This is a genomic window from Streptomyces sp. Tek67B01 (assembly GCF_055231995.1).
The window spans coordinates 6,812,832-6,838,600 of record NZ_JBUYUY010000001.1 but is presented as its reverse complement, the minus strand read 5'-3'; the positions used below and the strand labels follow the sequence as shown (position 1 = coordinate 6,838,600).

At 69.3% G+C, this 25,769-nt stretch carries 25 protein-coding genes and 2 pseudogenes; 17 read left to right on the top strand and 10 right to left on the bottom strand.

Features of this window, described 5'->3' with window-relative positions:
• Nucleotides 1-174 precede the first annotated feature (174 nt).
• On the top strand, nucleotides 175-969 hold the full coding sequence (locus ACV7NM_RS31105; protein WP_463414129.1) for a VOC family protein: 795 nt from the start codon (nucleotides 175-177) through the stop codon (nucleotides 967-969).
• 229 nt (nucleotides 970-1,198) lie between these two features.
• On the opposite strand, the gene ACV7NM_RS31100 is transcribed toward ACV7NM_RS31105, so the two are convergent.
• A complete protein-coding gene (locus ACV7NM_RS31100; protein ID WP_463413441.1) occupies nucleotides 1,199-1,795 on the bottom strand; it encodes a TetR/AcrR family transcriptional regulator in 597 nt (198 codons plus the stop codon).
• A 96-nt stretch (nucleotides 1,796-1,891) separates the two neighbouring features.
• Here ACV7NM_RS31100 and ACV7NM_RS31095 point away from each other — a divergent pair, with 96 nt between their 5' ends.
• Together ACV7NM_RS31095 and ACV7NM_RS31090 are read left to right on the top strand one after the other, a co-directional pair.
• Nucleotides 1,892-2,494 carry a DUF2867 domain-containing protein gene (locus tag ACV7NM_RS31095; RefSeq protein WP_463413440.1) on the top strand — a complete coding sequence of 201 codons (603 nt, stop codon included), beginning with the start codon at nucleotides 1,892-1,894 and terminating at the stop codon, nucleotides 2,492-2,494.
• Between the two features lie 336 nt (nucleotides 2,495-2,830).
• Nucleotides 2,831-3,046, top strand: a complete 216-nt coding sequence (locus ACV7NM_RS31090) for a DUF6243 family protein (RefSeq protein WP_463413439.1) — start codon at nucleotides 2,831-2,833, stop codon at nucleotides 3,044-3,046.
• Nucleotides 3,047-3,437: 391 nt separating this feature from the next.
• Here the strand turns inward: ACV7NM_RS31090 and ACV7NM_RS31085 are convergent, their stop codons facing one another.
• Nucleotides 3,438-3,878, bottom strand: coding sequence for a VOC family protein (locus ACV7NM_RS31085; RefSeq protein WP_463413438.1), 441 nt, complete (start codon nucleotides 3,876-3,878; stop codon nucleotides 3,438-3,440).
• A 379-nt stretch (nucleotides 3,879-4,257) separates the two neighbouring features.
• Here ACV7NM_RS31085 and ACV7NM_RS31080 point away from each other — a divergent pair.
• Nucleotides 4,258-4,406, top strand: a pseudogene (locus ACV7NM_RS31080) (IS630 family transposase); the annotation flags it as partial.
• 32 nt (nucleotides 4,407-4,438) lie between these two features.
• Here the strand turns inward: ACV7NM_RS31080 and ACV7NM_RS31075 are convergent.
• On the bottom strand, nucleotides 4,439-4,810 hold the full coding sequence (locus tag ACV7NM_RS31075; RefSeq protein ID WP_463413437.1) for a cupin domain-containing protein: 372 nt from the start codon (nucleotides 4,808-4,810) through the stop codon (nucleotides 4,439-4,441).
• Nucleotides 4,811-4,918: 108 nt separating this feature from the next.
• Between ACV7NM_RS31075 and ACV7NM_RS31070 the strand changes: the two genes are divergently transcribed.
• The 5 genes from ACV7NM_RS31070 (at nucleotide 4,919) to ACV7NM_RS31050 (ending at nucleotide 10,829) form a co-directional block, all read left to right on the top strand.
• Nucleotides 4,919-5,530 carry an AraC family ligand binding domain-containing protein gene (locus tag ACV7NM_RS31070; protein WP_463413436.1) on the top strand — a complete coding sequence of 204 codons (612 nt, stop codon included), beginning with the start codon at nucleotides 4,919-4,921 and terminating at the stop codon, nucleotides 5,528-5,530.
• Nucleotides 5,531-5,687: 157 nt separating this feature from the next.
• The gene (locus ACV7NM_RS31065) at nucleotides 5,688-7,049 is read left to right on the top strand and encodes a glycosyl hydrolase (RefSeq protein ID WP_463413435.1); all 1,362 of its coding nucleotides are present in this window, start codon (nucleotides 5,688-5,690) and stop codon (nucleotides 7,047-7,049) included.
• A 69-nt stretch (nucleotides 7,050-7,118) separates the two neighbouring features.
• Nucleotides 7,119-7,853, top strand: coding sequence for a hypothetical protein (locus tag ACV7NM_RS31060; protein ID WP_463413434.1), 735 nt, complete (start codon nucleotides 7,119-7,121; stop codon nucleotides 7,851-7,853).
• Between the two features lie 268 nt (nucleotides 7,854-8,121).
• The gene (locus tag ACV7NM_RS31055) at nucleotides 8,122-9,570 is read left to right on the top strand and encodes a glycosyltransferase family 2 protein (RefSeq protein ID WP_463413433.1); all 1,449 of its coding nucleotides are present in this window, start codon (nucleotides 8,122-8,124) and stop codon (nucleotides 9,568-9,570) included.
• 20 nt (nucleotides 9,571-9,590) lie between these two features.
• Nucleotides 9,591-10,829 carry a glycoside hydrolase family 113 gene (locus ACV7NM_RS31050; protein ID WP_463413432.1) on the top strand — a complete coding sequence of 413 codons (1,239 nt, stop codon included), beginning with the start codon at nucleotides 9,591-9,593 and terminating at the stop codon, nucleotides 10,827-10,829.
• Nucleotides 10,830-10,979: 150 nt separating this feature from the next.
• Here the strand turns inward: ACV7NM_RS31050 and ACV7NM_RS31045 are convergent, their stop codons facing one another.
• The 3 genes from ACV7NM_RS31045 to ACV7NM_RS31035 form a co-directional block, all read right to left on the bottom strand.
• Nucleotides 10,980-11,864: a serine hydrolase gene (locus tag ACV7NM_RS31045; RefSeq protein WP_463413431.1), complete on the bottom strand. Its 885-nt coding sequence runs from the start codon at nucleotides 11,862-11,864 to the stop codon at nucleotides 10,980-10,982.
• Between the two features lie 601 nt (nucleotides 11,865-12,465).
• Complete coding sequence (locus ACV7NM_RS31040) at nucleotides 12,466-12,978, bottom strand: GNAT family N-acetyltransferase (protein ID WP_463413430.1); 513 nt, start codon at nucleotides 12,976-12,978, stop codon at nucleotides 12,466-12,468.
• A 76-nt stretch (nucleotides 12,979-13,054) separates the two neighbouring features.
• Nucleotides 13,055-13,783 carry a TetR/AcrR family transcriptional regulator gene (locus ACV7NM_RS31035; protein ID WP_463413429.1) on the bottom strand — a complete coding sequence of 243 codons (729 nt, stop codon included), beginning with the start codon at nucleotides 13,781-13,783 and terminating at the stop codon, nucleotides 13,055-13,057.
• Between the two features lie 89 nt (nucleotides 13,784-13,872).
• Here ACV7NM_RS31035 and ACV7NM_RS31030 point away from each other — a divergent pair, with 89 nt between their 5' ends.
• Nucleotides 13,873-14,733: an SDR family oxidoreductase gene (locus ACV7NM_RS31030; RefSeq protein WP_463413428.1), complete on the top strand. Its 861-nt coding sequence runs from the start codon at nucleotides 13,873-13,875 to the stop codon at nucleotides 14,731-14,733.
• Nucleotides 14,734-14,882: 149 nt separating this feature from the next.
• Here the strand turns inward: ACV7NM_RS31030 and ACV7NM_RS31025 are convergent, their stop codons facing one another.
• On the bottom strand, nucleotides 14,883-15,251 hold the full coding sequence (locus ACV7NM_RS31025; protein WP_463413427.1) for a VOC family protein: 369 nt from the start codon (nucleotides 15,249-15,251) through the stop codon (nucleotides 14,883-14,885).
• 90 nt (nucleotides 15,252-15,341) lie between these two features.
• Between ACV7NM_RS31025 and ACV7NM_RS31020 the strand changes: the two genes are divergently transcribed.
• Nucleotides 15,342-15,869 carry an enoyl-CoA hydratase/isomerase family protein gene (locus ACV7NM_RS31020; protein WP_463413426.1) on the top strand — a complete coding sequence of 176 codons (528 nt, stop codon included), beginning with the start codon at nucleotides 15,342-15,344 and terminating at the stop codon, nucleotides 15,867-15,869.
• Between the two features lie 48 nt (nucleotides 15,870-15,917).
• Here the strand turns inward: ACV7NM_RS31020 and ACV7NM_RS31015 are convergent, their stop codons facing one another.
• The gene (locus ACV7NM_RS31015) at nucleotides 15,918-16,814 is read right to left on the bottom strand and encodes a LysR substrate-binding domain-containing protein (protein ID WP_463413425.1); all 897 of its coding nucleotides are present in this window, start codon (nucleotides 16,812-16,814) and stop codon (nucleotides 15,918-15,920) included.
• 102 nt (nucleotides 16,815-16,916) lie between these two features.
• Between ACV7NM_RS31015 and ACV7NM_RS31010 the strand changes: the two genes are divergently transcribed.
• The 3 genes from ACV7NM_RS31010 to ACV7NM_RS31000 are packed head-to-tail and all read left to right on the top strand — an operon-like array spanning nucleotide 16,917 to nucleotide 19,819.
• Entirely contained in the window at nucleotides 16,917-18,122 is a 1,206-nt protein-coding gene (locus tag ACV7NM_RS31010) for a four-carbon acid sugar kinase family protein (protein WP_463413424.1), read from the top strand.
• A complete protein-coding gene (pdxA, locus tag ACV7NM_RS31005; protein ID WP_463413423.1) occupies nucleotides 18,119-19,102 on the top strand; it encodes a 4-hydroxythreonine-4-phosphate dehydrogenase PdxA in 984 nt (327 codons plus the stop codon). Before ACV7NM_RS31010 ends, pdxA begins: the two co-directional genes overlap by 4 nt.
• Before the next feature lie 45 nt (nucleotides 19,103-19,147).
• On the top strand, nucleotides 19,148-19,819 hold the full coding sequence (locus ACV7NM_RS31000) for a HisA/HisF-related TIM barrel protein (RefSeq protein WP_463413422.1): 672 nt from the start codon (nucleotides 19,148-19,150) through the stop codon (nucleotides 19,817-19,819).
• Nucleotides 19,820-19,911: 92 nt separating this feature from the next.
• Here ACV7NM_RS31000 and ACV7NM_RS30995 read toward each other — a convergent pair.
• Both ACV7NM_RS30995 and ACV7NM_RS30990 read right to left on the bottom strand, forming a co-directional pair.
• Nucleotides 19,912-20,079, bottom strand: a pseudogene (locus tag ACV7NM_RS30995) (alpha/beta hydrolase fold domain-containing protein); the annotation flags it as partial.
• A 627-nt stretch (nucleotides 20,080-20,706) separates the two neighbouring features.
• Nucleotides 20,707-21,045 carry a helix-turn-helix domain-containing protein gene (locus tag ACV7NM_RS30990; protein WP_463408339.1) on the bottom strand — a complete coding sequence of 113 codons (339 nt, stop codon included), beginning with the start codon at nucleotides 21,043-21,045 and terminating at the stop codon, nucleotides 20,707-20,709.
• Between the two features lie 1,395 nt (nucleotides 21,046-22,440).
• Here ACV7NM_RS30990 and ACV7NM_RS30985 point away from each other — a divergent pair.
• From ACV7NM_RS30985 to ACV7NM_RS30975, 3 genes are all read left to right on the top strand, one after another.
• Nucleotides 22,441-22,878, top strand: a complete 438-nt coding sequence (locus ACV7NM_RS30985; protein WP_463413421.1) for a hypothetical protein — start codon at nucleotides 22,441-22,443, stop codon at nucleotides 22,876-22,878.
• Nucleotides 22,879-23,416: 538 nt separating this feature from the next.
• Nucleotides 23,417-24,433, top strand: a complete 1,017-nt coding sequence (locus ACV7NM_RS30980) for a hypothetical protein (RefSeq protein ID WP_463413420.1) — start codon at nucleotides 23,417-23,419, stop codon at nucleotides 24,431-24,433.
• A 482-nt stretch (nucleotides 24,434-24,915) separates the two neighbouring features.
• Entirely contained in the window at nucleotides 24,916-25,704 is a 789-nt protein-coding gene (locus tag ACV7NM_RS30975; protein WP_463413419.1) for a hypothetical protein, read from the top strand.
• Nucleotides 25,705-25,769 lie beyond the last annotated feature (65 nt).

Sequence of the window (25,769 nt, the reverse complement as noted above, 5' to 3'; positions counted from 1 at the left end):
ACATCGCCTGGGCTCCGTGCGGCCGGCGACAGGCCCCTGGCACGAACGTTGCGCCCGGCCGGCCGCGGAGCGGGTGCGCGTTCACCTATGCGGGCCGTTTCCAGCGCCCGGAACTCGGGCAGGAACCGGCCGCTCCTTCCCCCGAGCAGCATCCTGGAGGCATCTGTGCCCGACATGACCGACCCCTACAAGCCCGGTACCCCCTGCTGGATCGACCTGATGGTCCCCGACCAGCAGGCGGCCATCGACTTCTACAGCGACCTCTTCGGCTGGCAGGGCGAGATCGGACCCGCCGAGCAAGGCGGGTACGCCGTCTGCACGCTCAAGGGCAAGCCGGTCGCCGGGATCATGAAGGCGATGAACCCCGACGGCAGCGTCCCCGACCCGCTGCCGCCCACGGTGTGGACCACCTACCTGGCCACCGACAACATCGACGGCACCCTCAAGGCCGTCACCGACGCCGGCGGCACGGTCATGATGGGCCCGATGGACGTCATGGACCTCGGCCGGATGGCCGTCATCGCCGACCCGACGGGCGCCGTCGTCGGCCTCTGGCAGGCCGGCACCTTCGACGGCGCGGGCATCGTCAACGAGCACGGCGCGCTGATCTGGAACGAGCTGACCACCGCCGACCTCCCGGCCGCCGCCGCGTTCTACTCCTCCGTGCTGCCCGTCACCACGGCCCGCTCCGAGATGCCGGGCGCCGAGGGGTACGTCGAGTTCAAGGTCGACGACCGCGCGGTCGGAGGGATCATGGACCTGTCCAAGCTCCCGCCCGGCGTCCCCCCGCACTGGCAGCCGTACTTCCACGCGGACGACGTCGACGACGTCCAAGCCGCTGCCGTCCGCGCCGGCGGCAGTGTCCTTGCCCCTGCCTTCGACATGGCGGCCGGGAGGATGGCCGTCCTGGCCGACCCGCAGGGCGGCTCCTTCTCGGTGATCACCGCGTCGGCCCACCAGGAGGCCTGACCCCAGAGGTTCGTTCCTCCCGGGGCCGCACCCGCCGAGCGGGTGCGGCCCCGGCAGCCACCGGCTGCCGGCCATGCCGAGGCCTCCATGCAACCCTCGCGCCAGGCACGGCGCGACCGCCAGACCGAAACCGGATCCCCCCACGAAACGCCCGACGCTCAGCGGTCAGGCCCCCCACCCTCCGGAGAACGCCCCCACCGGCATACCGCAGTGCATGCCGCAGGCGTCATCAACCGTCACCACCCGACGACAACCCGAAAACCTCAGTAGCGAGCAGACGTTGCCTGATCATTTCCATTACTTCGGCTCGGCTGCGTTTGCCGTTGTCGGCGGCGTCGAGGTGGTTTCCAATGCGCACGGAGACGGCGATCAGGCAGCGGACTTCGACCTCGTCCTCGTCGGGGCAGAAGTCGGAGAACAGTGAACGCAGGTAGTCCATACGACGGTTGTCGACGCGGCGCAGGCGCTCGGCCACGTCCGTGTCACGACGAGCCCAGTCGCGGACGGCCATGTCGGCGGTGGTGCCGCGCACCGGCCCCTCGGTGGTGGCGGCCACCAGCGTGAACAGGCGGTCCAGCCGTGTCCGGGCATCGCCGCCCGCGCTCTCCACCTGCTCGATCACGCCTTCGGCCACCTCGTACTCCCAGGTGTCGAGCATTTCGGTGAGCAGGGCCTCGCGGTTGCGGAAGTACCCGTAGAAGCCGCCCTTGCTGACACCGAGTGCTTGCGCCAGCGCCTCAATCCTGACGGCGTCCGGGCCGCCCGCCGTCAGGGCACGCAGGCCCTCCTCGATCCACTTGCCACGTGGGGTGCGGGTTGCGCCCATGGTGTGTGCCTCCTCACACCCCGGTCGAGCATACGGGGGCGTATAGATAGGTCTACGCTCGATCTATACGGCATCGTATAGACAGGGGTCCAGCCCATGCGACTTCCACGAACCGCCCACGCCCGCCGCCCCTGGCGGATCCACGAAATGGTCGGCGACTTCACGGTCGAGGACGTGTGGGCGCTGCCCACGCCCGGTGGCCCCGATGATCTGCCCGAGCTGGTGCGGCAGGTCGCCGAGGGGATCCGGGGTGGCGTGAACGGAGATACGCCACTCACCCGCCTGCTCTTCACCGCCCGTTGGAAGCTCGGAGCGCTGCTCGGCTGGGACGACCCCACGACCGGCATCGGCACCCGTACGGCTTCCCTGCGCGAGCGGTTGCCCGCTGACCTGCGCGAAGGACCACGAGGCCCCGACCTGGGCCCGTCCACGTTCACCTCGCTCTACGAGACGGGCGACGAGTGGGCCGCCGAGATGGCCAACAAGACCGTGCACGCGGTGCTGCACCTCGGCTGGGTCGCCGACGGCTCGGGGGGATACCGCGGGCAGATGGCCGTCCTGGTCAAGCCGAACGGCCCGCTCGGCAACCTCTACATGCTCGCCATCAAACCCTTCCGCTACATCGGGGTGTATCCCGCGCTGATGCGCACCATCGGACGCACGTGGCAGGCCAACACGGCCGGACGCGGCGCGCGGTGATCACGGTGCGGGCAGTCCTCGATCGTGGCGCGGGATCTCGTACTTCTCGCGGTGGTCGGGTGCGGCAACGCCCCGGCGGGGTCGTGGCGCTCCGCTGGCGAGCTGACCCGAGGGCACCGGCAGTCTTCACCTTTGAGCTGTCGGCCGACGCCCGGGTCGGCGAAGATCTTGGTGTGCGGGGCCGACGGAACAAGGTAACGTCTTTGTCATGTTCTTCCAGACGCCGATTCACGAGTGAGAGTGTGACGGGCCCCCCGCTGACATCCTTCGACGTCGCCGCGCCCGTCCCCCACCGATGAATCCGCAGATCACTTCACATCATTACCGGGAGAACCCGTGACCGTGAGCAAGAACATCAACAACCCCGTGGGCATGGGCGGCGGCCAGCGCAAGAAGCTGTCCCGTACCGAACGGCAGAACAACGGTCCGCACCGCAACCTCGACCGCCAGGGCGCCGCCGACCAGAAGGCGGAGCTGGTGCGCAAGATCCGCGAGAAGGCGGCCGCAGCCGAGGGCGCCGGGCAGACGGGCGACGACACCGCACAGAGCTGACGCACCGCCGCCGAAGTGCGACACGACAGCGGGGCCCGGACCGCGACGCGCGGTCCGGGCCCCGCTGTCGTGTCGGGGCTCTGCTGCGACACCTCGAACGAGAGCCGACCCGCCTCCGCGTCCCGCACAACCAGTCCCCCATCGAGGATTCGGCGGTGCGGCAACTGCCGCTCCGCGGCCGCCACCGGGTCGAGGAACCGGTCCTGGACCAGCGACCCACGGCGGCCCTGCGCCGGCACTCCCCCGCCGGCCCGGCCGTGGGTGGACGGCAGCCCTCTGTACCAGTCGTTCTCCAGACTTCGCCGTGTCTCGTGAGAGACGGCGGTACGGGTCGCCGGCTCGCTTTGAAGAATTCTTCCGAAGGGTCGCAGGTCGGGCCTGCAAGGGGCCGCTAGCTGATCTGTTCGGCCAGGGCGAGGACGATGTCCGAGGGGCCGCGGAGGTAGCAGAGGCGGTAGACGTCCTTGTACTGCGCCACCTCGCCGATCAGTTCGGCGCCGTGGAGGCGCAGGCGGGCGATGGTGTCGTCGATGTCGTCGACGGCGAACATGACCCGGTGCAGGCCCAGTGTGTTGGGCGGCGGGTTGTGCGATCCGGCGCCGATCGCCGCAGGGGCGTGGTACCGCGCGAGCTCCAGCTTGCCGTGGCCGTCCGGGGTACGCATCATCGCGATGTCGCTGCGGACGCCGTCGAGTCCGACGGCCTGATCCGCGAAGAGGCCCTCGATCTGAGCTGTGCCTTCCACCTCCATGCCCAGTTCGGTGAAGAAGGCGACGGCGGCGTCCAGGTCTTCGACAACGATGCCGACGTTGTCCATCCGCTGAAGCGTCATGACGGTGTTCTCCCTCTGCGTTGCGCGGCCCTTCGAGGCCACCGGTATACCCAGGACGGAGCCGTTGGCGCATTCTCGACACCCGTAAACGGGCCGAGTTCCGTGGGCCTTCCCGCCCTGCCCGGGGCGCCCCTGGTGCGCCGGTGCAGCACAAATTCCGTGCGATAACGCCGGGTGATGACGCTGCCGGCCTCGGCGGTCGGGAACCGCGTTCCGGTGATCGCCGTGATCGCCCAGTTGGTGCAGGCCGACGAGGACACGGTGCGCGATGTGATCCACCGGTTCAACGGGATCGGCCGGCGCACCGAGACTGGAAGGAGTCCCCGGCCACTGGGTGCGAGGCGAAGCCGGACCGGATCGCGGGGTCCTGGAGCACCGCCCCAACCACACCGTGCAGACCCGGGTCCTCCCCGCCTACTGCGCCGGCGCAACGCCAACGGCCGCCAGCGAGACGTCCCGGCCACCGGACGCCGGGAACGGGCCAGGGTCCGCAGTGAGAAGGGCATCCGACGATGGGGCGGACGCCCCCCAAGGCCGCAGCCTGACGCCCGCCCTGCGTGTCAGCCGAGGCTCTCGGCCGCCTTGGTCATCGGCCCTACTGTGTCACCGGTGTTGATCGTTCCCGCCGGTTCGAGCAACAGGATCGCGGTCTCCTCGTCGGCCACGGTGCAGTGCTCGACCCCGCGGGGAACCACGAACAACTCCCCGGGTTCCAGCACCACATCGGCATTCCTGAGCTGGATGGTGAGCCGCCCGCTGATGACCAGGAACAGTTCATCGGTGTCCTCGTGGGTGTGCCAGACGAATTCCCCCTTCAGTTTGGCCAGCTTGACCTCGTAGTCGTTGAGCACAGCCACTTTCTTCTGCGCCCACAGTTCGCTGAACTGCGACAGCCTGTCGGCGAGGTTGACAGGAACAACAGACTCGGACATACGACACCCTTCCTCAAGGCCGGACAATCGGGAGGAACCCCTCAGTCCCTCCGGCCGGCGTCACGAGCCTGCCGCGCCCGGACTCCGCCGGTCTTGTACGTTCCTGACATGACCGAAGGCCGACCCCGCACGTCCATCAGCGCCTGGAGACCGTCGGTACCGGGGATCGCCGAGGTCTTCCACGCGCACTTCACCGACCACGCGTACCCGGCCCACACCCACGACACCTGGGATCTGATGATCCTCGACGACGGCGCTGTCGACTTCGCACTCGACCGGCGCCGCCACGGAGCGACCGGTACCGCCAGCGTCCTCCTGTTGCCTCCCGGCGCCCCCCATGACGGTCGGACCGTCACGGCGTCAGGCTTTCGCAAGCGCAACATCTACCTCGACGAGACCGTACTCCCGCAGCGTTTGGCCGGCCGTGCGGTGGACGCTCCGATCTTCGGCGACGGGCTGCTCCGCCATCAGATCGATCGGCTACACGCCGCTCTCGCTCATGCCGGAGACGACCTCGAAGCCGAGTCCCGCCTCTCGTTCATTCGGGAACGGCTCCACTTCCACCTCGATGCGCTCCACCCCCGCGCACCGGGGCGTGAGGCAAACCGGCTTGCCACCGAGCTGCGGGAGCTACGGGACTCACGGATACACTCCGGCATATCCCTGGGCGAGGCCGCCGGCATCCTGAGCGGTCGCAGCGTCGTCAGGCCCGCCAACTAGGCGCGCCCAGCGGCATGGTGACGTAGACCGCAAAGATTCCACGCAACCATTTGCCCGCCGGGTCAGTCTGAATGCGAGGCTGGGAGGTACGGGAGCCGGGGCGGCCCCCGGCGTCATGGGGAGACGGGGGGTGGGTCCAGGAGTGGTAGGTCCTTACGTGAAGCGGCGCGACGTCCTGTTTGGCGCGGCGGCGACCGCGGCCATGGGAGGCACCCTCGCCGGAGTGATGGCGGGCACCTCGCGCGCGCCGGCCCCAGGACTCCAGAAGGACCTGGGGTCGCGGGACCCCAAGGCGTCCGAAGCGGCCCGGGCGGTGTACCGCCTGCTGGCCGGGCTGGAGGGCGACGCGAGAGCCGGCCGCCCCCGGGGCACCGTCATCGGTCAGCACGCCGAAGTGCACAACGAGCGGTACAACCCGGAGTACGGGGACCACAACGGCCCGAAACCGCCGGGCTATTACTACCGCAAGCCCCAGGACATCACGGGCAAGCTGCCCGCCTTCCTGGAACTGGACCTGGGCCCGGGCTACCAGCAGGACCGCTGGGGCGTGGGCGAGGCGCGGAGCTACTCGCGCGCCACCTGGCCCGCCCACCGAGACTTATGGACCTACACGAACGACGTCGTCGACCTCGCCATGGGGGTCTGGCGAGGACTCCCGCGCGCGGCGGACGGCTCCTACAACCCGACCGGCGGCGAACAGCTCTGGAACGGCACGAAGACCGCACTGCCCACCAACGGCGGCGCGCCGGCCGGCCTGGTCGGGATGTCCTTCCACCAGCCGTGGCCGGGCAGCCCGGTCAAGAGCTACGAACAGACCATGCGCCGCAACTCGCCCGCGGCGAAAGACCCGGGTTGGATCGGCCGGCTGCTCACACCGGGCTCCGCGGAGCACGCATTACTGCTGCTCGACCTGTCGTTTCTCGCCGACCACCTCGGCTATCTGGCCGAGTACGACGTGCCGGTGCTGTTGCGTCCCTATCACGAGATGAACTCGCTGGGGGACGAGCACGGCTTCTGGTGGTCCGGATTGAAGCCCGAACAGTACGTCGCTCTCTGGGGGTTGATGTACCACTATCTGGTGGGCTCGCGCGGTCTGCACAACCTCATCTTCGTCTGGGCCCCTTCGGCTTGGGACGGTGTCCACGGCAGCGAGCCCTGGGACTTCTACCCGGGCGCCGACTACGTCGACGTGGTCGGGGTCGACGACTACAGCGGTTCACCGCAGCAGCCGTTCGGCGAGGACGCCTGGACGGCGAAGTGGCACCGGGAGCTCGCGGACTACGGCAAGCCGCGCATCCTCGCGGAGTCCTTCCACGTCCCGGTGAACGCGGCGCAGCGCGCGACGCTCGACCAGGCCCCGTGGGTGTTGTGGTCCGTCTGGGGTGACGGCCTGACCGCGAAGAACTCCGCGTCGGACGTGCAGCGGACGTACGCCGACCCCAAGGTGATCACCGGTGGCCGAGACACCGGCCCGGCCGGTGTCTCGTGGTCCTCACTACACCGGGGAGCGCCGCGGTGAAAGCCATGAACGCCCTCCGGCTCCCGATACGGCTCCCGATATCGCAGTCCTTACCTTCTAGGAGTGAAGTTGACCGCCTCAACGCCGCGCGCCCACCGCGTAGCCGCCTTCGTGGCGATGGGCTGGGCAGGCGTCCTGCTCATCTGGGCCGTGTACAACTGCTTCTGGCAGGTGGGCTTCGTTGATTTCATGCGCGGCATCGTCTACTACGGCACGACCGACGGCTCCGGCGCCGCCGAGACGTTCAACCTCAACTGGGGCCTCGTCTATGTGACGGGCGGGCTCTTGGTCCTGCGCGGCAATACCCTCGGCCGGGGCATCGTCATCGGCGGCGCGGCCATCGAGGGGTACAACCGGCTGCGCAGCCTGACCGGCGCGATGTTCGACGCGAAGCAGACCGACTACTTCACCTCCACCCTCCAGGGCGGGCTCAAGCTGGCGACGTTCGGCGTCGGCTTCGTCGTGACGACGGCTCTCATCGTTCTGCTACTGCGGGACTTCGCGTCCTACGAGCCCTGGCAGCCGCCGCTGAACCCGTGGAGCCAGCAGGCGCACGAGGCCCGCCAGGCCCATGAGCAGGCCCAGCGCGCGGCCGCGCAACAAGCCCCGCAGCCGTACGGGCCGCCGTCGACCTACCAGCCGCAGACGGGCTACGGGCAGCCCCAGCAGGCCCAGCAGCCCCAGACCGGCTACGGCGGGCCGCAGCCCGGATACGGCCCCGGCCCCTACGGGGGCGCGCCCACGTGGCAACAGCAACCAGCGCAGCCCCTGCCCCCGCAGCCTCCCCAGCCTCCCCAGCCCTAGTGCTGTGACCGGGAAGATCCACCGGGTCGCGCGGCCCGGCACCTCTCCCCCAGCTAACGCCGGAAGGTGCCCGAGTGCCCCCAGTGATCGGGCCCCGCGCGTACGTCCGCCACGAGCCGGAGCCCTCCGCCTTGCGATGCACCGCACCCGGCAGTGCCTCCCAGCCGTAGCCGGAAGAGACGTGACCCGGCAAACCTTCCCAGCCACAGCACCGGGCAGACCCCGCCGCAGCGCGAGCTGATCCGGCGATCCCAGAAGGACCACTCCCATGCCCCCCGTCCTCGTACGAGAGCTCACCACCACCTCCCGCCGCGACGCGAAGATCGTCCAGCGGCACGCCGACTGGAAGCCGAGCGTGCTCGCCTTCCTGTTGCCCTTCCTCTTACTCGTCGGCTTCGGCCTCTGGGTCTTCGAGCCGAACCCGACTCCGCTCGGCTGGGTCCTCTCGGTCATCTGGTCGCTTCCCGCCATCGGCGTCATGGTCGGCTTCCAGGGCGTCCTTCTGATCCGCCGACGCATACGCAAGTCGCACGAGATGACCCCCGCGGCACCGGTCGAGGAGGACCTGCTCGTCGTGCTGGTCCCGACCATCGGCCGGCACGACACGTATCCGGCGCTGGAACGCTCGGTCCTCAGCTACGTGGAGCACCTGCCCCCGTACTTCCCCCGCATGAGGGTCGACGTCCTCACGGAGGAGGGCTGCGAGGCGTCGGAGCGGATCGACGACTTGGCCGCTACGCACCCGCTGATCCGCGTGGTCGCCGTACCCAAGGTGTACGAGACGGCGAACGGGACGCGCTTCAAGGCCCGGGCCAACCACTACGCCCACGAGCTGCGGATCGAGGAGGGCGAGGCGCTCGACGACGTGTGGGTGCTGCACATGGACGACGACACGGGTGTCGGTCCCGACACCGCCGCCGCCATGGCCCAGTTCATCAACCGGCAGCGCCGGGCCGGGGACCAGGCCAAGCACATGGCACAGGGCATCCTCGCCTATCCGCGCGAGAACGCGGTGAACCGCTTCACCTGGCTGGCGGACGCCGTCCGCCCCGCCGACGACATCGCCCGGTTCCGCGCCTTCACCGGTCTCGGGACCCCGGTCGCCGGCGTGCACGGCGAACTGCTGCTCCTGCGCGCCTCCATCGAGGCGACCATCGGCTGGGACTTCGGCCCCAAGGCCATCGTGGAGGACGCCCAGCTCGCCCTCACGTTCTGCCGCAAGTACCCCGGCCGCAGCGACTGGTTCAACGGCCGCTGCTACGGCGCCTCACCGGCCACCACCAGGGACTTCATCAAGCAGCGCGAACGCTGGGCCTGGGGCCTGGTCGCCCTCTGCTTCAACAGGACCGTCCCGTTCAGGTATCGCTGGTTCCTCATGCTGTGCATGATCAGCTGGGTCCTCGGACCGCTCCAGCACGTCGCGACCGTCCTCCTCGTGGCCTGGTTCATCGGAGACTTCAACACCTCGCCCGTGACCCAGTCCGTCGTGATTCTGTGGTCGCTGAGCTTCGCGTACGTCATCTGGACGTACTGGGAGGGGCTGCGGTTGAACTCCCTGGTCTCCGTCGACGGCAAACGCCGCTGGTGGGAGATGTTCGCCGTCCTCGGCCTCATTCCGCTGTTCTCCGTGCTGGAAGGGCTCGGCGGCCTGCGCGGTCTGATCAAGTTCATCAAGCGCGAAGAGAACAAGTTCGTCGTCATCGCCAAGCCCGCGTGAAGAACCGGAAGCCCATCGTCATGAAGAAGCGTTCGAAGGTCCCCCTGCTCGCGGTCCTCCCGGTGACCGTGACCTCCCTCGTCCTCGGCCTGCCGTTCGTGGTCGGCGACCATCCGCTGCGGTGGAAGGCGGGCTCCATCAAGCCGGTCCTCGTCACGGACGGCTCGACCCCGGCGCGGAACGGTTCGGCGCACGGCACCGCCCTCGCCGAAGGCGGGGGCGCGTCCGACGGCGGCGATGTCTCCCCGCCCGCCCGGCGGGTGGCCAAGCCCTGGAAGCCCGGAATGCCGGAGTGGGGGGTGCAGATCTTCTGGGAGGACAAGAAGGAGCACAGCGAGGAGTACATCGAGAAGAAGGCCCGCGAGCAAGCCGACTACCTGGTCGGACTGAACGCCAACGCGGTCGCCGTCTCCTTCCCCTTCTACACCGAGGGCCGCACCTCGACGAAGCTCGCGGCCGGCCGGAGCACCCCGACCCCCGAGCACCTAGACACCGTCCTGCGTGTCTTCCACGACGCCGGCCTGCGCACCACCGTCCGCCCGATCCTCGACGAGGCGGCGCTGACACCGCCCGAAGGGTGGCGCGGAAACATCAAACCGGCCGACAAGGAGGCCTGGTTCGCGTCTTACGAGGCATTCCTCGCCCCGTACCTGGAATCGGCCCAGCGGCAGCAAGCGGCGACCTTCGTGATCGGCACCGAGCTCAACTCCATGGAAGGGCAGCTGGCTTGGAAGGAACTGATCGCGGCCGCCGAGAAACGCTTCAAGGGCGAGGTCTCCTACGACGCCAACTGGGACAACTACGTGGGCAGCCGCATCGATGTTCCCGTCAATCGGCTGGGCGTCGACGCCTACTTCCCTGTGAAGGTCGCCGACGACGCGTCAGTCGAGCAGCTCGTGGCCGGCTGGAACACCTGGCTCGACAAGAAGACCAAGGACACCCTGCCGCGCGTCGTGCTGTCCGAGGCCGGCATCAGCGCCATGGACGGCGCCTACCTGGCCCCCGGCGACTTCTACGCCAGGCATCCGGTCAACCCCCGGGTGCAGGCCAACTGGTACAAGGCCGTCTGCCAGGTAGTCCAGCAGCGGAAGATGGTGGGCGTCTACTGGTGGTCGGTCTATTTCGACTCCACCCCCAAGGCGGCTCCCAAGGAGGAGGAGTCCCGATTCAACTTCGCGGGCCGCCCGGCGACCGAGCAGGAGGTCCGCTCCTGCTTCGCTTCCCCCTATCCGGGCCCGGGCCCCGCCGCCGCACCGTGATTCCGCCACCGGGAAGCTTCGGCGGCTGAGGCCGCCTTCCCAGGTGCTGCGCCCCACCGGCAGGTTCAGGCGCCGGCCTGGGATCCGGCTACGGCCACGGCCACGGCCACGGCCACGAACATTTCCGGCGCGGAGTGCCGGCGCGGAACGCTAGGCGGTCGGTGAGGACAGGTCCCGGTTGATGACGCCGGCAGCGCCTTCAATGGTGGCGATGCCTTCTTCCATCGAGCGGTTGTCGTGGGAGAGCACGACGATTCCGTAGTCGTGGCCGCCGCCCGTGAACGCGCCGATGCTGTGGACCCGCCAACCGTTGGTCGCGCGCGGCAGCCACCCGTTCTTCACATGGACCGTCGCCGTGCCGGATGCCCCGGCCGGCACCCCCCACCGCTGATCGGGAATTACCCGGCTCATCAGGCCGAGGACGTAGGAGCGTGCGTTCCGGTCGAGGACGGAGTTGTCCGAGGTGAGCATCCGCAGCAACTGCAGTTGGTCGTCGGCGGTGATCTGGGTGTGTCCCCACATTCCGTCTGGCCCCGGAACGGTGTGCCCCATTCCCACCAAGGAAAGGAAGCGCTGGATGTCCTTGTGTCCGACCTCTCGCCACAGAGCGGACGTCGCGTCATTGTCCGACTTAGTGATCATGGCCGTGGTCAGGTCCACCTCGGTCGGGGTGAGGACCCGGTGCTGAGCGGTGGCCTTGCGCAGCAGAGCTCCGAGCACCGTGACCTTCACCACGCTTGCCGAGTCGAAGGTCGCGTCGCCGCGGAATGTGCACGAGGTCTGTGTGGGGCGGTCGTAGACCGCGAGAGCCGAGGACCCCTGGCGTCGGCGGAGTGCGTCGGCGATGTCCTGCGAGAGTCGGGCCGCCAGTCTCGGCTGCCGCGAGGTGCACGTGACCTGTGAGCCGCCGACCGGGGCACCGGCGGAGTCGGCGGCGGCGGCGGACGGCGCGGCGAGTGCTGCGAGAGACGCCGCGGCCGCCGTGATCACAGCCAGACGACGCGGTGCGCAGCGCGGTATGCGCGTTCCGAGCATGAGGGTTCCGTCCTGTCCTGTTTCCTGTCGCCACGGCCGGGCCCGACGCGATCGGCCATGAGTCCGACGCCCCGTGGATGTGGACGACTGTGGCCGCCGGCGCACTTCTGGGGCCGATGCCCCGCTGCCCGGCGAAGGCCGGCCCGGCTGAGCGGGCGGCGCAGGGGCATCGGACGCGTTCACCTGCAACAGCCTGATTAACTTCCCGGCCCAGGGAAGCACGGCGACGATAACAGGGGCCGTCGGAGGGCAGCACGCCACGAATGGCGATATGTCCGTATCACCCACCTTCGCGATATGTGACGTTTGTCTAGCATTCGTCGTCTCGATCCAGCCGACCGCCGGTCGCAGGGGGCCGAGTCGAGAGTTGTTGCCGTGTTCCTCGGGGTCAGGGCGGCGGTGGCGGATCCGGGCGGCGAGTGCGGCGACATCGTCGTCGGCGGGGCACGCGGGAAGGCGTCCCACCACGAGGCGAGCTCCCCCATCTCGCAGTAGCCGCTCTTCCTTGATCGCTTGACGCGCCGCCGGGCCGGGTAGGCCGGGCGGTGGCCAACGCCGCGGTGCGGGGCACGTGAGGCGCCCCACACCGCTGGGTGGTGGGTCAGATGCCGAACGGTGCGGCGTAGCGGACGGTTCCGCCGGGCAGCGGGTGATCGGCGTCAAGGGTGAGGGCCATCAGGGCATCGTCCGGGACGTCGATGCTGAGGCCGATGCCGTGGGTGGAGGCGCGGGTGAAGCCGAACCGAGGGTAGTAGGTCGGATGCCCCAAGACGACGACGTAGCGCTCGCCCATGCCCTTGGCCACCGCCAGGGCGGCACGGATCACCGCGGAGCCGGCGCCGCTGTTTTGTCGCTCGGGTCGGACGGCACACGGGCCCAGGCACAGGGCCGGGACATCGCCGATGTGACAGCGGGTCAGCAGGGCGTGACCGACGGGACGGCCGTCCTCATCGGCGGAGACCAGGGAGAGGCCATCGATCCACGCCTGCACATCGGCGCGCAGCGCGTCGACGAGGTCGGCCTCGTACTGAGTGCCGAAGGCGCCCAAGTTGATCTCACGGATGGCGGGGATGTCGACACGGCTCTCGGGGCGTGTGATCCAGGTGTTGCTCATGGGGGATGAAGGTCCGTCCCGAAGTGACGTTCACATGGGGGCCCCGCGAGCTCACGCTCCCAGCGAGGACGGAGGATCAGGCCTGTGGCATGCCGCCGTCCCCCGCAAGGCGGGTGAGCCACTCGCGCAACAGGCGTTGCTCGGCGTCGCTCAGGACGTCGGCGTCGTCGGGGAGGGCGGCGCGCAGCGCGCGGGCCGCCGCGGCGGGGCCGGACTCCGCGGCGGGGACCGTCGGTTCGGCGCGGGTGACGGCGGCGATCATGGACTCGCGAAGGACGGTCAGCAGCGCCGAATTGCGGCGTTCCGCGGGGGTGGAGTGCCAGGTGGCGACCCCGCCTTGGCCGGTGGCCTGGATGATCTGGGCGGCCAGTTCCTCGTCGACCCGTAGCCATCCCGCGGCCGCCAGCCGGCGCACCCGGCCACGGAGGATCTCCAGGCCCGCGCGGTGCGCCGCGTCCGACCCCGAGCCGGTGGCCCGGTTCATCACGGCGAACAGTTCGGGGCGCGAGACCCCGAACTCCACCACCATGTCCCAGGCGCGGCGCAGCTCCTCCACCGGGTCCTCCGGGGCGGGGTCGAGCTGCGCGCGCTTGCTCTCCAGGAACTGCGCGTAGCCGTGCTCGGCGACCGCCTCCAGCAGCCCGTCCTTGTCGCCGAAGTGGCGGTAGATGGCCGGCGGTTGCATCCCGGCCGCGGCGGCGACCGCGCGCGTGCTCACCGCGTCGGGACCACCGCTCTCCAGGAGGTCGATGGCCGCCTCGATGATGCGCCGGCGGGGGCTGTCGGTGGTGTCGCGGATCGGCATTTATCGATGATATCGACAATTTGCTTCCATCGTTAGTTTCGGTGTTATCGTTGAAATGATTCCACTGGAAACATCACTAGGAGAGCCCCATGATCATCGTTACCGGAGCGACGGGAAACCTCGGCCGCGGCATCGTCGAGCGCCTCTTGGAGCGCCTCCCGGCCGACGGCGTCGGCGTCAGCGTCCGCGACCCTCGCAAGGCCCAGGACCTCGCCGACCGCGGCGTCCGCGTCCGGCACGGCAGCTTCGACGACCCCGCGTCACTCGTCCACGCCTTCGAGGGCGCCGAGCAGCTGCTGCTCGTCTCCCTCGACCGCACGGGCGAGGAGTGCGTCACCGGCCACGGCGCCGCGATCGACGCCGCCGTGGAGGCCGGAGTCGGCCGCATCCTGTACACCAGCCAGATGGGTGCCGCCCACGACTCCCGCTTCCAGGCATGCCGTGACCACGCCCGGACCGAGGACCTACTGCGCGCCACCGGCCTGCCCTGGACCGCGCTTCGCAACGGCTTCTATGCCGCCAGCGCCCTGCGGTTCCTGGAGTCCGCCCGCCACACCGGGGACATCGCCCTTCCCGCCGACGGCCCCGTCGCCTGGACCGGTCACGACGATCTCGCCGAGGCCGCCGCGGCGATCCTCACCGGCGCGGGCTGCTTCGAGGGGGCCACCCCGCCGCTCACCGGCCCGGCGGCGCTCGACTTCGAGGCCGTCGCCGAGATGGCGGCACAGGCCACGGGGCGGCCCTTCACCCGCACCGTCGTCCCCGGCGACGTCTTCCGCGAGCAGGCCCTGGCGCACGGCGCTCCCGCCCCGATCGCCGACCTGATGCTGAGCATCTTCGCGGCGGCGCGGAATGGTGAGTTCAGCGCCGTCGACCCGACCCTGGCCGAATTGATCGGTCGAGAGCCCGCCACCTTCCGCACCCTGCTGGAGCGCACCTGGGCCGAATAGACCCGGCGGGCAGGGCACGCACCCGCCGTCATGTGCGCCGTTCTCGGCCCCCGTAGCCGGCGCTCCCCCGCGCCCGCAGGCTCGCATCCGTCGAGAAGGGGTCCCTGCCACAGGCCGCCCACGACCGGCGCGAGCACTGCGGAACAGCGTCACCGGACCGGAATCGACTGAGTGAGGTTCACCGGGTTGCCGTCGGGGTCCCGGATGTGGGCGACGCGCTGTCCCCACGGCATGTCGTTGGGGCCGCCGCCGACCGAACCGCCCAGCGCCTCCACCCGGCCGAGCGTCTCGTCGACGTCCTCGACACCGATGCTGAGCAGGATCCGCGACGCCGCCCCGTTCCCTTGGTCCGCCTTGGCCACCAGCCCGAGGTCGGTGTCGCCGATACGCAAGCCGATGTAGAAGGCCGGGCCTTCCGCCGGCACCCGGAAGATCTCCTCAGCTCGGAACAATTGCGTATAGAAGCCCAGCAGAACGTCGTGGTCGGAAGTGATGATCACTGGCTGGATGGTGGACATGGCACTCCTGTCGAGAACGGTCGGGTCGCTGGATAGACCGTTCGACGGCGGTGAACTCATCGGCCAAACCGCCTGCGCGCTGCCAGACGGATGCCCACGTACGGTCTTGCCGCCGAGAATCAGTTGGAGCGGCCTTACACCCAGCGGTTCGGGGCTCACTCCGATGACGACGAGTTCGCCTCGGTGCGTTATGCCGTCGACCGTTGCCGCGATTGCGTCGGAGCTTCCGGCCGCGGCCAGTACGGCCTTGGCGGCGCCCAGGGACATGAGGGATTCCGCGACCGGTGTCGGCCCGGTGCCTTCGCCGCCGACCTCGCCGAACGCTACGGCTGGATCAACCGTGCCCTGTCCGACGCCGAGCTGGACGGCTTCGTCGAGCGCCTGGCCAAGCGCATGGCCGGCTTCCCGCCCAAAGGGGTCCAGGCCGCCAAGCGCGCGATCAACGACCTCACGCTGGTGGAGCCCGCACACATCCGCTCCGATGCCGCCACGCTTCAGGGCCTGATGCCCCTGCCCGAAACCCGGGAGCGCCTGGAGCACCTGATTGACCGGGGCCATCAGCGTGTGGGGGAGGTCGAACGCCACCTCGGCAAGCCCGTTGCACTGTTCCGCTGTTGACGGTCCTTGCGACCGTCTTGTCCCGCGTCGCCCGGGCTCCCGACGAGCTCACGCCATTCCGTCATCGAGTCGTGCCGCCTGGGTCCGCAGCCATGAGAGCAACAGGGCAATCCGTGTGTCGTCCTCGGGCGGCCTGCGGCCAAGGAGGTAGTACCCGGTGCCGTCGGCGACGAAGCCGTGGGGTGCGGCGAGTTGGCCTTGTTCCAGATCATCGTGGACGAGGGCGTAGGGGCCGATGGCGGTGCCGACGCCGGCTGCGGCGGCCTTCAGGGTCAGGTAGAAGTGTTCGAAGATCTGCTCCGAGTCGGACAGGGCCGTCATCGCGGTGACACGTCGCCAGTCGTCCCATGCCCGGCGCCTGGTGGCGGTGTGGAGGAGGACGTCCGCTGCGATGCCGTCGGACGTCGTGACGCCGGTCGCGAGGTCGGGGCGGCAGACCGGCCCGATCCGCTCCGGGAACAGGAAGGTACGGCTGAGCTCCGGTGGGAACGGGAAGTCGTCACGGCGGATGGCCAGGTCGATGTCGTCGCGTTCGAGGTGGAGCGGGCCGCCGCCCGCGGACAGGTGGAGGTCGAGGTCCGGGGCGTGTTCGGTGAGGTCGGGCAGGCGCGGGATGAGCCAGCGCATCAGGAGGGTCGGCTCGCAGGAAAGGGTGAGCGGCCCGGTGATCGGGCGCCGGGAGATCAACCGGGCGGCGGTGTCGATCTGGTCGAGGGCCTCCCGGACCGCGGCCGCGAGCTGCCGCGCCTCGGCCGTGGGGCGCAGGGCGCGGGCCCCACGCTCGAAGAGACGTAGGCCGAGGGCTCGTTCGAGGTTCTGGATCTGACGGCTGACCGCGCCGTGGGTGACGTGGAGCTCGTGAGCGGCGGCGGTCATGCTCGCGTGGCGGACGGTGGCTTCGAAGGGGAGCAGGGTGTTGGGCGGGGGCAGATCGGGCCAGCGCATGTGTGAAATCTACTCACACCAGCCGTGAGAACGAATCGTTTGTCCAGCGGTTTCGGTGAGGCCAGTATCTCTTCCATCACCCGAAGCCAACGGAGAGGCGTCATGGCCCCGTTCAGCAGCCCCATATCGAGCATCGCCGTCCTGGCGGACGATCTCACCAGCGCCGGGGACGGTGCGGCACCATTTCGCCGAACCGGCCACCCGGCCCGCATCCTGTTCGGCGAATCGGCCACCGCCGACCGGCAGACCCCGGGCGTGACCGCCGTCGACCTCGGGACCCGGCTGCTGGAAGAAGCCGAAGCCGTAGACCGGATGCGGCACGCGGCGTCGGTGTTCAAGGACTGTGACGTGCTGCTGAAGACGGTGGACTCCACTCTTCGGGGCCACGTGGCGGCCGAGATCCGGGCGGCGCGGGCCGGATCCGGAGACCGAGCGGCGGTCATTGCGCCGGCCTTCCCGGCGCAGGGCCGGGTGACGGCCGGCGGCATCCAGTACGTGCACGGCGTGCCGGTGGACGAGAGCGACTTCGCGCGCGACCCGGCACACCCGGTCACCTGCGCGGACCTGACGGCGCTGCTCCCGGAGGCGGTACTGCTCGAGCCACACCGGATCGGCGAGCTGCCCCGCCTGATCGCGGACGGCGGCCTGATCGTGTGCTCGGCCTCGCAGGACAGGGACCTCGACCGGCTCGTGCGGGCCGTGGCCCGTCTCGACCAGGTGCTGTGGGTCGGCTCGCCAGGGCTCGCGGCGGCCCTCGCCCGACGCGGCGCGCGCCAGGTCGCCGACCCCACGCCGGTCCTGGAACCGGCCCGGCGTCCTCTGGTGGTCGTCGGCAGCGCCAACCCTGCCAGCCGCCGGCAGCTGGCCGCGCTGCACTCCCGCGCGGATGCCAACGGGACCTGCGTCACCCTGAATCCGGAAGAGGCCCTCACTGCGGCGCGCCGCCTGACCTGCGAGGTGCTCACCTTGCGTACCCCCGACGAACGCCACGACGCCGCCACCGCAAGGGCTCTCGCCGCGTCGCTGGCCGCCACTGTGCACGAGCTGGCCGACGAGAGTGCCGTCGACGCCCTCGTGATCGCCGGTGGTGAGACCGCCGCGACGGTGCTCCACGCCCTCGGCGGCGCCGGCATCAGCCTGATCGACGAACCCGAACCCGGTAGCGCGCGCGGCACGCTACTCGGTCGCCACCCGCTGCCCGTAGTGGTCAAAGCCGGAGGCTTCGGCGACGACGCCACACTCCTGCGTCTGTGCCGGCTCGCCACAGGCCCCCTCACGCACCCGCTCGACGAAGGACGGAGCACATGACCCCGATCGCAATCACCATGGGCGACCCCTGCGGCATCGGCCCGGAGATCACCCTCAAGGCCTGCGCCGACCCCCTCCTTGAAGTGCCGGTCGTCGTCATCGGCGACCCCCGCGTCCTCGCCCGCGCCGACCGCGCCGCCGGCACCCGGCTGACGATCCGTACCGTCAGCTCCCTCGACCAGGCCACCCACACCCCTGGCACGGTGGACGTCCTGGCCGAGAGCGATCTCCCCGACGACCTGCCCCTGGGCGCCCTGGACGCCCGCGCCGGCGCCGCCTCCTACGCATATGTGCGCCGCGCCGTCCAACTCGCCCTCGACAACGACGTACGGGCCGTGGTGACCGCCCCCATCAACAAGGAAGCCCTCCACCTCGCCGGCGTCCCCTACCCCGGCCACACCGAGATCCTCGCCGACCTGTCCGGCACCACCGAGTACGCCATGATGATGGCCAACGACGAACTGCGCACCGTGCTGGTCACCGTCCACCAGTCCCTGCGTACCGCACTCGACGCGATCACCACCGACCGCGAACTCTCCGTCATCCGCCTCACCGACCGCACACTCAGGCGCGGCGGACTGGCCGCCCCGCGCATCGCGGTCGCCGGCCTCAACCCGCACGCCGGCGAGAACGGCCTCTTCGGCCGCGAGGACCTCGACGTCATCGCTCCCGCCATCGAGCTGGCCCAGCGCGAGGGCATCCGGGCCAGCGGCCCCTGGCCCGCCGACACCGTCTTCATGAAGGCGCGCGCCGGACATTTCGACGCCGTCGTCGCCCAGTACCACGATCAGGGCTTGATCCCCGTCAAGTACCTCGGCATCGAACACGGCGTCAACATCACCATCGGCTTGCCGTTCGTCCGCACCAGCGTCGACCACGGCACCGCCTTCGACCTCGCCGGCCTCGGCAAGGCCGACCACTCCAGCCTGCTCAGCGCGCTGCGCCAGGCCGACCACCTGTCGGCGCCCGGCCTCCTCTGACCCGACCCACCCCACTCGCCCACACCCGAAGGAAGCCGCAGGACCGTGGACTTCATCTTCATGCTCACCCGCGACGACCGCACCGTCACCGACTGCCTCGATGTCCTCGACACCATCGAGGGCCTGGGCATCACCCACATCGGCTTCAAGGACGTCGGCGTCGACGGCGAAACCCTCAGCCGGCTCCACACCCGACTGAAGGACTCGGGCGCCACCACCTACCTCGAAGTCGTCAGCACCGCCCGCGAGCAGGCCCTCGAATCAGTGCGCACCGCGGTCGACCTCGGTGTCGACTGGCTCATGGGCGGCACCTGGGTGAAGGAGACCCTCAGCCTCCTGAACGGCACCCACATCGGCTACCTGCCCTTCGCCGGCCGGCCGATCGGCCACCCCACCCGCCTGGCCGGCGACCCGCGGCGCATCACCGCGGACTGCCGGCAGGCCGAAGCCGAAGGCTGCGCGGGAGTCGACCTGCTGGCCTACCGCGCCACCGAAGCCGACCCCCTCGACTTGGTCCACGCCGCCCGCGCCGCAACCACCGGCCGCCTGGTCGTCGCCGGTTCCATCGCCGGCGAAGACCAGATCCGGGCCATCGCGGCAGCCGGAGCCGACGCCTTCACGATCGGCTCCGCAGCCTTCGTAGGCTCCCTCCAGCCCCACGCGGGCACCATCCGCTCCCAACTGGCGCCCGTGCTGCGGACGATCAGCGCCTTGTAGAAGCCCCTGCGGGGCACCGATCCGAAGGCCTAGGTGTATTGACCACGAGCGAATCGGTCCGGTCCTGGGCCTGGGCCGCCAGGCGGATGTCAGCCCCGTGCCTTGGCCATCAGCACGAAGACGGCTGACATGTTGCCGCCCACCGAATCTCCGCAGACCGCGATCCGGGAGGCATCGAGGTTCTGTTCCTCGGCGTTCTGGACGATCCACTTCCCGACTGCGTAGTTCTGCTCGATCTCGGTGGGGTACTTCGCCTCGGGGGTTCCCGTCGTTCCCCGGGAGCGGATCACCCAGGCGCGCACCGGGCCGTACTTTCCCGTTCATATCCGCCGCTGACCGACGCCTCACGGCCGGTCAAGTAGGCCCGTTCGGCGCAGACGTCGGCCGGGTGCAACATCGTCTCGGCCGGTGTGTCAGGGAAGCGTGGGGAGCGGAGTCTGCCCGAGCGCCCTTCGCACGGCGACCCGACGGACCGTCTTGCCGCTCACCCCGGCACGCAACAGAGCCGCGTGGTCAACGCCGCGCGCCCGCCACTCTGAGTATGCACCTCCCGCGAGATGCTTTAGAGTTCAACCGTTGCCCCGCCCGGGTGGCCGGTCCCGACTGCCGGTCGCGGCCCGGGCCAAAGTACCGGGCTGTCGATCCACCCCCGTTTCGGCAGCCCGCGTGGAGGCCGGTGCGCCCTCCCCCGAGCGCGCCGGCCTCCCACCCACACAGCCGACTCACGGGGCCACGTCCAAGTCATCGGTGGTGATCGCGTGGCGGTGGGCCGCGGCCAAGGTCGAGACGTATTGGCGCGACCACGACCAGCCGACGCGGGCCGGGCGCATGGCGTCGGGGAGCGGTGTTGGGTTGATCGTCGGCTGGACCGGCTGCTGCCCATGTCGTCAGGCTGCGGCCGGTGGGGTCGGGGATCCGGTGGTGCGCCGATGTTCGGCGTTGATGCGTTGGGCTTCTTCGAGCTGGTCTTCGAGGATGACGATGCGGCAGGCCGCCTCGATGGGGGTGCCCTGGTCTACGAGTTCGCGGGCTCGGGCGGCGATGCGGAGCTGGTAGCGGGAGTAGCGGCGGTGGCCGCCCGGGGAGCGCAAGGGGGTGATGAGACGGTGTTCGCCGATGGCGCGGAGGAAGCCCTGGGTGGTGCCGAGCATGTCGGCGGCCCGGCCCATGGTGTAGGCGGGGTAGTCGTCGTCATCGAGACGGCCGAACGTGTCGTCTGCTGTCATCGAACCTCTCTGTCGGTTGAACGCGCCGGAGTCGCACACGCTGAGGGGCCCGGGTGCCGTACCGGCACCCGGGCCCCGAAGGAACTACTCACACCATCTGCCGGCCCTCATACTGCGCCGGCCCTCTGTTTCCGCACGGCCGGCCTGAACGCTGCCGAGGATGCGGGGATCGCGGATGCGTGACCGGAGACCACCTCACTATCGATGTCCTGCGGTACCCGAACTCAATGCTTCCGTCCGGGCGATCCTGATGGCGCCTGGCTCCTCCGTTCTTTCCCTCTGAATCAATCACTTACCAAACGGGAACTGCGTACTGCTCTTACTGCTGCACTGCGAACTGCTTGTACTGCTGGTGTTGCGTACTGCCGGTGGCCTCACACAGCGCCACCTCCTCGGCAGCCAGCCCCGTCGCCCATCCTGCGTCCGCTCTGGCTTAGAACCCCACTGCCGAACCTCCCGGTGCGCGCGCCCGCAGCCCGACGCCTTCACCGAGGTACCACTCACATACTTCACTGCTGGTACTGCTCATGGCGCCCCCTGATCACCGCGGGCCACCCGGTCCGGTCGTCAGTCCCGTCGCCGTCATACGACTGCTCTGGCTTCGACACTCCACCACCGCACCGTCCTGCGAACTGCAACTGCCTGTACTGCGGTACCGCTGCCCGGCAGTTCATCTCTGCCGGGCCCTTCTGATCTCGGCTACGAGAGAAACCATAACCACCGAGGCATCCAATGTCTACTCCGGCTGGCACAGATTTCTGCCTGTTCGAAAGCGAGGTAGACGCACTCGAACACAACAGGGCCAGGCGGCAGCACACCGCGGCGCGTCCACCGGTCCAGGGCGGCGTCGTGCAGCCATCCGGCCGCGCACGCACGACAGGCACGGTGACGCGCGCCCATACGAATCACTCGCGCGTAGTGCGTGTAGGCGGGGCGGCCGGGCAAGCGGTGAGGGTCAGTCGACGGCACTGAGGGAGTAAGGCGGCGGCCGCACGGGCACCCTGCCTCGGCCGCGCCCGCCGGCACTCGCGCCCCGTCCCGCGCCGCCCCGTTCGCTCCAGCACTGGAGCAGTGGCCGGTGCCGGGTACGGGTGGGGTTCACCTTCACCTTGAAGTCGCAGGTCAAAAGACTGGTGAAGCCAATGAGCGTGCGACGCCTTCTCACTGGTGAGCGGACCGAACCCAGGAGGAGTAGCAATGCATCATCGTTCAGGCGGTGTAATCGGTCTGACTGTCGCCGCGTTAGTCGGCATGGTCGGTTGCGGCAGCGGTACGCCGTCCCACGGCCCTGCGGCGGAGTCCCGCTCCACTGCTCTACCCGCGCATGTCGGCGCCTACCGTGCCGGATACACCGCGGGCAGGGCCGTCTACGACTCTTCGGGCAAGGGGGCGGCCGTGCAAGAAACCATATGGGGCGGCTGTACGCGCCGGGCCCTGAGTGCCGGCAACGCCGCCGAAAAGGATCGTGGCTCCTGGGTGCGGGGCTGTCTCCACGGCGTCGCCAACGCCCCCGAGCAGTTGCCCACCGGCCCCGTGACCAAGCGGACCACGGATGTGAAGCTGCTGGATGGATTCCGTGCCTGGGCTCGCGCCAAGGGTGATGCGCAGCAAGCCGACCACATCCGCATGCTGGTCACAGTACAACTGACCGAACACGACTACGACGTTGAGTTGAGCACGGACTACCCGGCGGGGTCCGGAAAGTCTGAATCTGAATTGCTTGCCCACAGTTGCGCCGAGTGGTGGGACGGTGACCATGGCCGGAACGGTATCGCCAGGAACGTTCTGGTCCTCGGGGCAGACAGCAAGAGGGTTACTACGCAACGCATTTGAGGAGGTTCAACGGCCCGTGACGCTGACTCTTCGGCGTTTCACCGAAAGCTCCGAAGATCCAACACATTCGGGGATCAGTCAAGGTAGCGGTCAAGAGGCCATGCGTTTTTTGAAGGTCTGCCGATCCGGCCTTCGCCACCAGCACCGCAGTGCCCGATGCGCGCCGGCCGATGTCGACGGTGCCCGGTGATCGATGCGGGTGGCCGGTGGCCGGTGCGCGAACCACCGCGCCCGCGTCCGCGATGAGACGTACCGCATGACTCGGACGGAGCGGAGCCGGCCGACAATCGGCATGGTCCGGTCGCCGAGCACGGGGGCTGCGCCGGTGTGTCGTACCCGGTGCCCAACAATGTCCAGGGCCCGAGGAGCTTAAGTCCTGGTTGAGCCGGTCTGTTCGACGGCGTGTGCCAATTCGTAATGTTGATCGGCCCGTCCTGCCCTTACCGGCGGATTACGCTGAACGCGTTCGAACGTGATGTTGGTGTTGGGGGTGGACCGGGCCGTGTGCCCGGTGCGCACTGAGGGGAACAGAAACAGAGTGAATTTGAAGCGTATGGCCGTCGTCGCCGCTGCCGCGGTGGTGGGTCCGACGGTCCTCATGGCCTCGCCCGCGATGGCGGACGAAAGCCAGAACACTGCCGTCACGGTCCCGGACTCGGCGCCGAAGGATGACGCCGCCCCAGGGAACTCGGCGGCCGAAACCCCGACTTCCCAGGCCCCGGCCGCCGGCTTGCCGGCTGCCGAGAAGCCGGCCGGCAAGCCCGCCGCCGAGACTCCCACGCCGCCGCCGGTTCCGGATGTCCCGGTGACGTCCCCGGTCGGGGACAAGCCCGCCGGGAACGGGGAAGGGGACTTCGACGAGGGCGACTTCCACGCCACCGGCCCGAAGCTCGGCCTGAACGGAATTCCGACCTCCTTCAGCGCCGGGGGTGCCTGGACGAACTTCACCGTTACTGTCGACAACTCCGACGGCAAGGCCCAGGAAAGCTACGCCCTGATCCTGGCCGTTGGCGACGAGCACGCCAAGCTCAAGTCCCGCCACGTCACACTCCAGGTCCGCTTCGCAGGCACCTGGCACGATGTCCAGATCATCGCCGACGAGGGCGCGGTAGTCGGCCTGCTGACCGACGACCTCAACATCCCCAAGGGCAAACTCGACCTCCAGGTCCGCATCAAGTTCAACGCGGGCGCCCCTGCCGGCGAGATCTTCATCGCGGCCGTCGGCGGCAGCAACATCGACGATAACGTCTGGTCGGACACCGTCTGGGCCCAGTCGCAGATCACGAAGGGCTCGGCCACCGGCACCGGCGGCAACCAGCCGAAGCCCAACGGGGGCACCACGCCGATCGTCGACCACCACAACGGCGCCGGTACGGGCACCGGTGCCGGCACCGGCGGGAACACCAACACGGGCACCGACAACACGGCCGGTCAACTCGCCGAGACAGGCACCGACGCGGCCACCAGCTGGGCCCTCGGCGCCGGCGGCGTGGCACTCGCCATGGGCGCGGCCCTCGTCGCCGGTACCGGCCGTCGCCGCCGCACCACCGCGTAACCGACAACCCGTTCGCGTTCTCCCACCCGTGCGGCAGCAACCGGGGGTCGGCGTCAGCCAGCCGCCGTATGCCGCGTTCGAGATGCCTGTTCAAAGCGACGAGCTTCCCTGGCGCGCCGCGTGAGCACGAGCCAAGGTTTCAACGGGGCCGTCAACGCCGTTTGTCGCGGCATCAGCCACGGCCCAGCAGCCCAGGGCCGGACCAGACAGGTCCGGCCCTGGTCCGCCCGGGTACTCGATGCCTGACGTCTTGCTGTGGGATTGCCTGCCCAGTGCCCGCAGCTGCGGTTCCACGTGGGACACCGTGCTCGGCTCGTCTCACTGCGATGTGCAGCTCATGCAGCCGACAGCGAGGCAATCGAGTCCCTGCCCGGGACGCCGACACCACGCCCATCCCGGCCGCCACCGCCACACCGAATCCCGTCGCCACGAACGACGCATGGCGGGCATCCACAAGTTCTGAATAAGAAGAGAGAAAAACAGTGTTCAAACAAAAGTTCGCGGTCATGGCAGTGCTGTGTGTGACAGGCGCTGTCAGCGTGACCGGTTGTGGCGGGGGAACCAACAAGCCGAACGCCAAGACGCCGCCGACGAGCACCTCCCCCTCGCCGAAGCCCCCGGTGGACCCGTTCGCCGGTCTCTCTGCCGACCAGATCGCCGACAAGGCACTGGACACGACGAAAGCGGCCGATTCACTGAAGGCCAAAGGCACTGACGCTTCCGACAAGAAGCCGGTGACCTTCGAACTCGCCATTGCCAAGCAGGGGGACTGCGACGGCAACCTCACCTCTGAAGGCTCCACCGCGGCCCTGCGCAAGGTGAGCAAGACCATGTACATGAAGGGCGATGAGAAGTTCTGGCTACAGATAGGAAAGGAGGAGAAGTCCTCCGCCAAGGAGACGGCTGCCACGGCCGAGCTGCTCAAGGGCCGTTGGGTCAAGTTCCCCGCCGAGGCGGCGAAGGAGGAAAACATGGGAGCCATGTGTGACGCGGATGCCCTCCTGGAGCCTGCCGACAGCTCCAGGACCGGTCTTGCCAGAAGTGCCGACACCATGCTCGAAGGCAAGCAGACCGCCGTGCTGACCAAGAAGCAAGGCCCCGAAACCCTCACGTTCTACGTGGCCAAGGAGGGCGAACCGTACCTCCTCAAGTTCACCAGCGAAGGCGGCAAGGAACCCAAGTCCGCGGAGTTCTCCGCCTTCAACACGCCGATCACGGTCACACCGCCGCCTGCCGACGAGGTCATCGACCCCTCGAAGATGCGGGGTTGACCCTCCCCGGGCCGAGGTGTACTGCGGCCCGGTCCGGTTCGAATGAGCGTGCCGGTCGAGCTGGG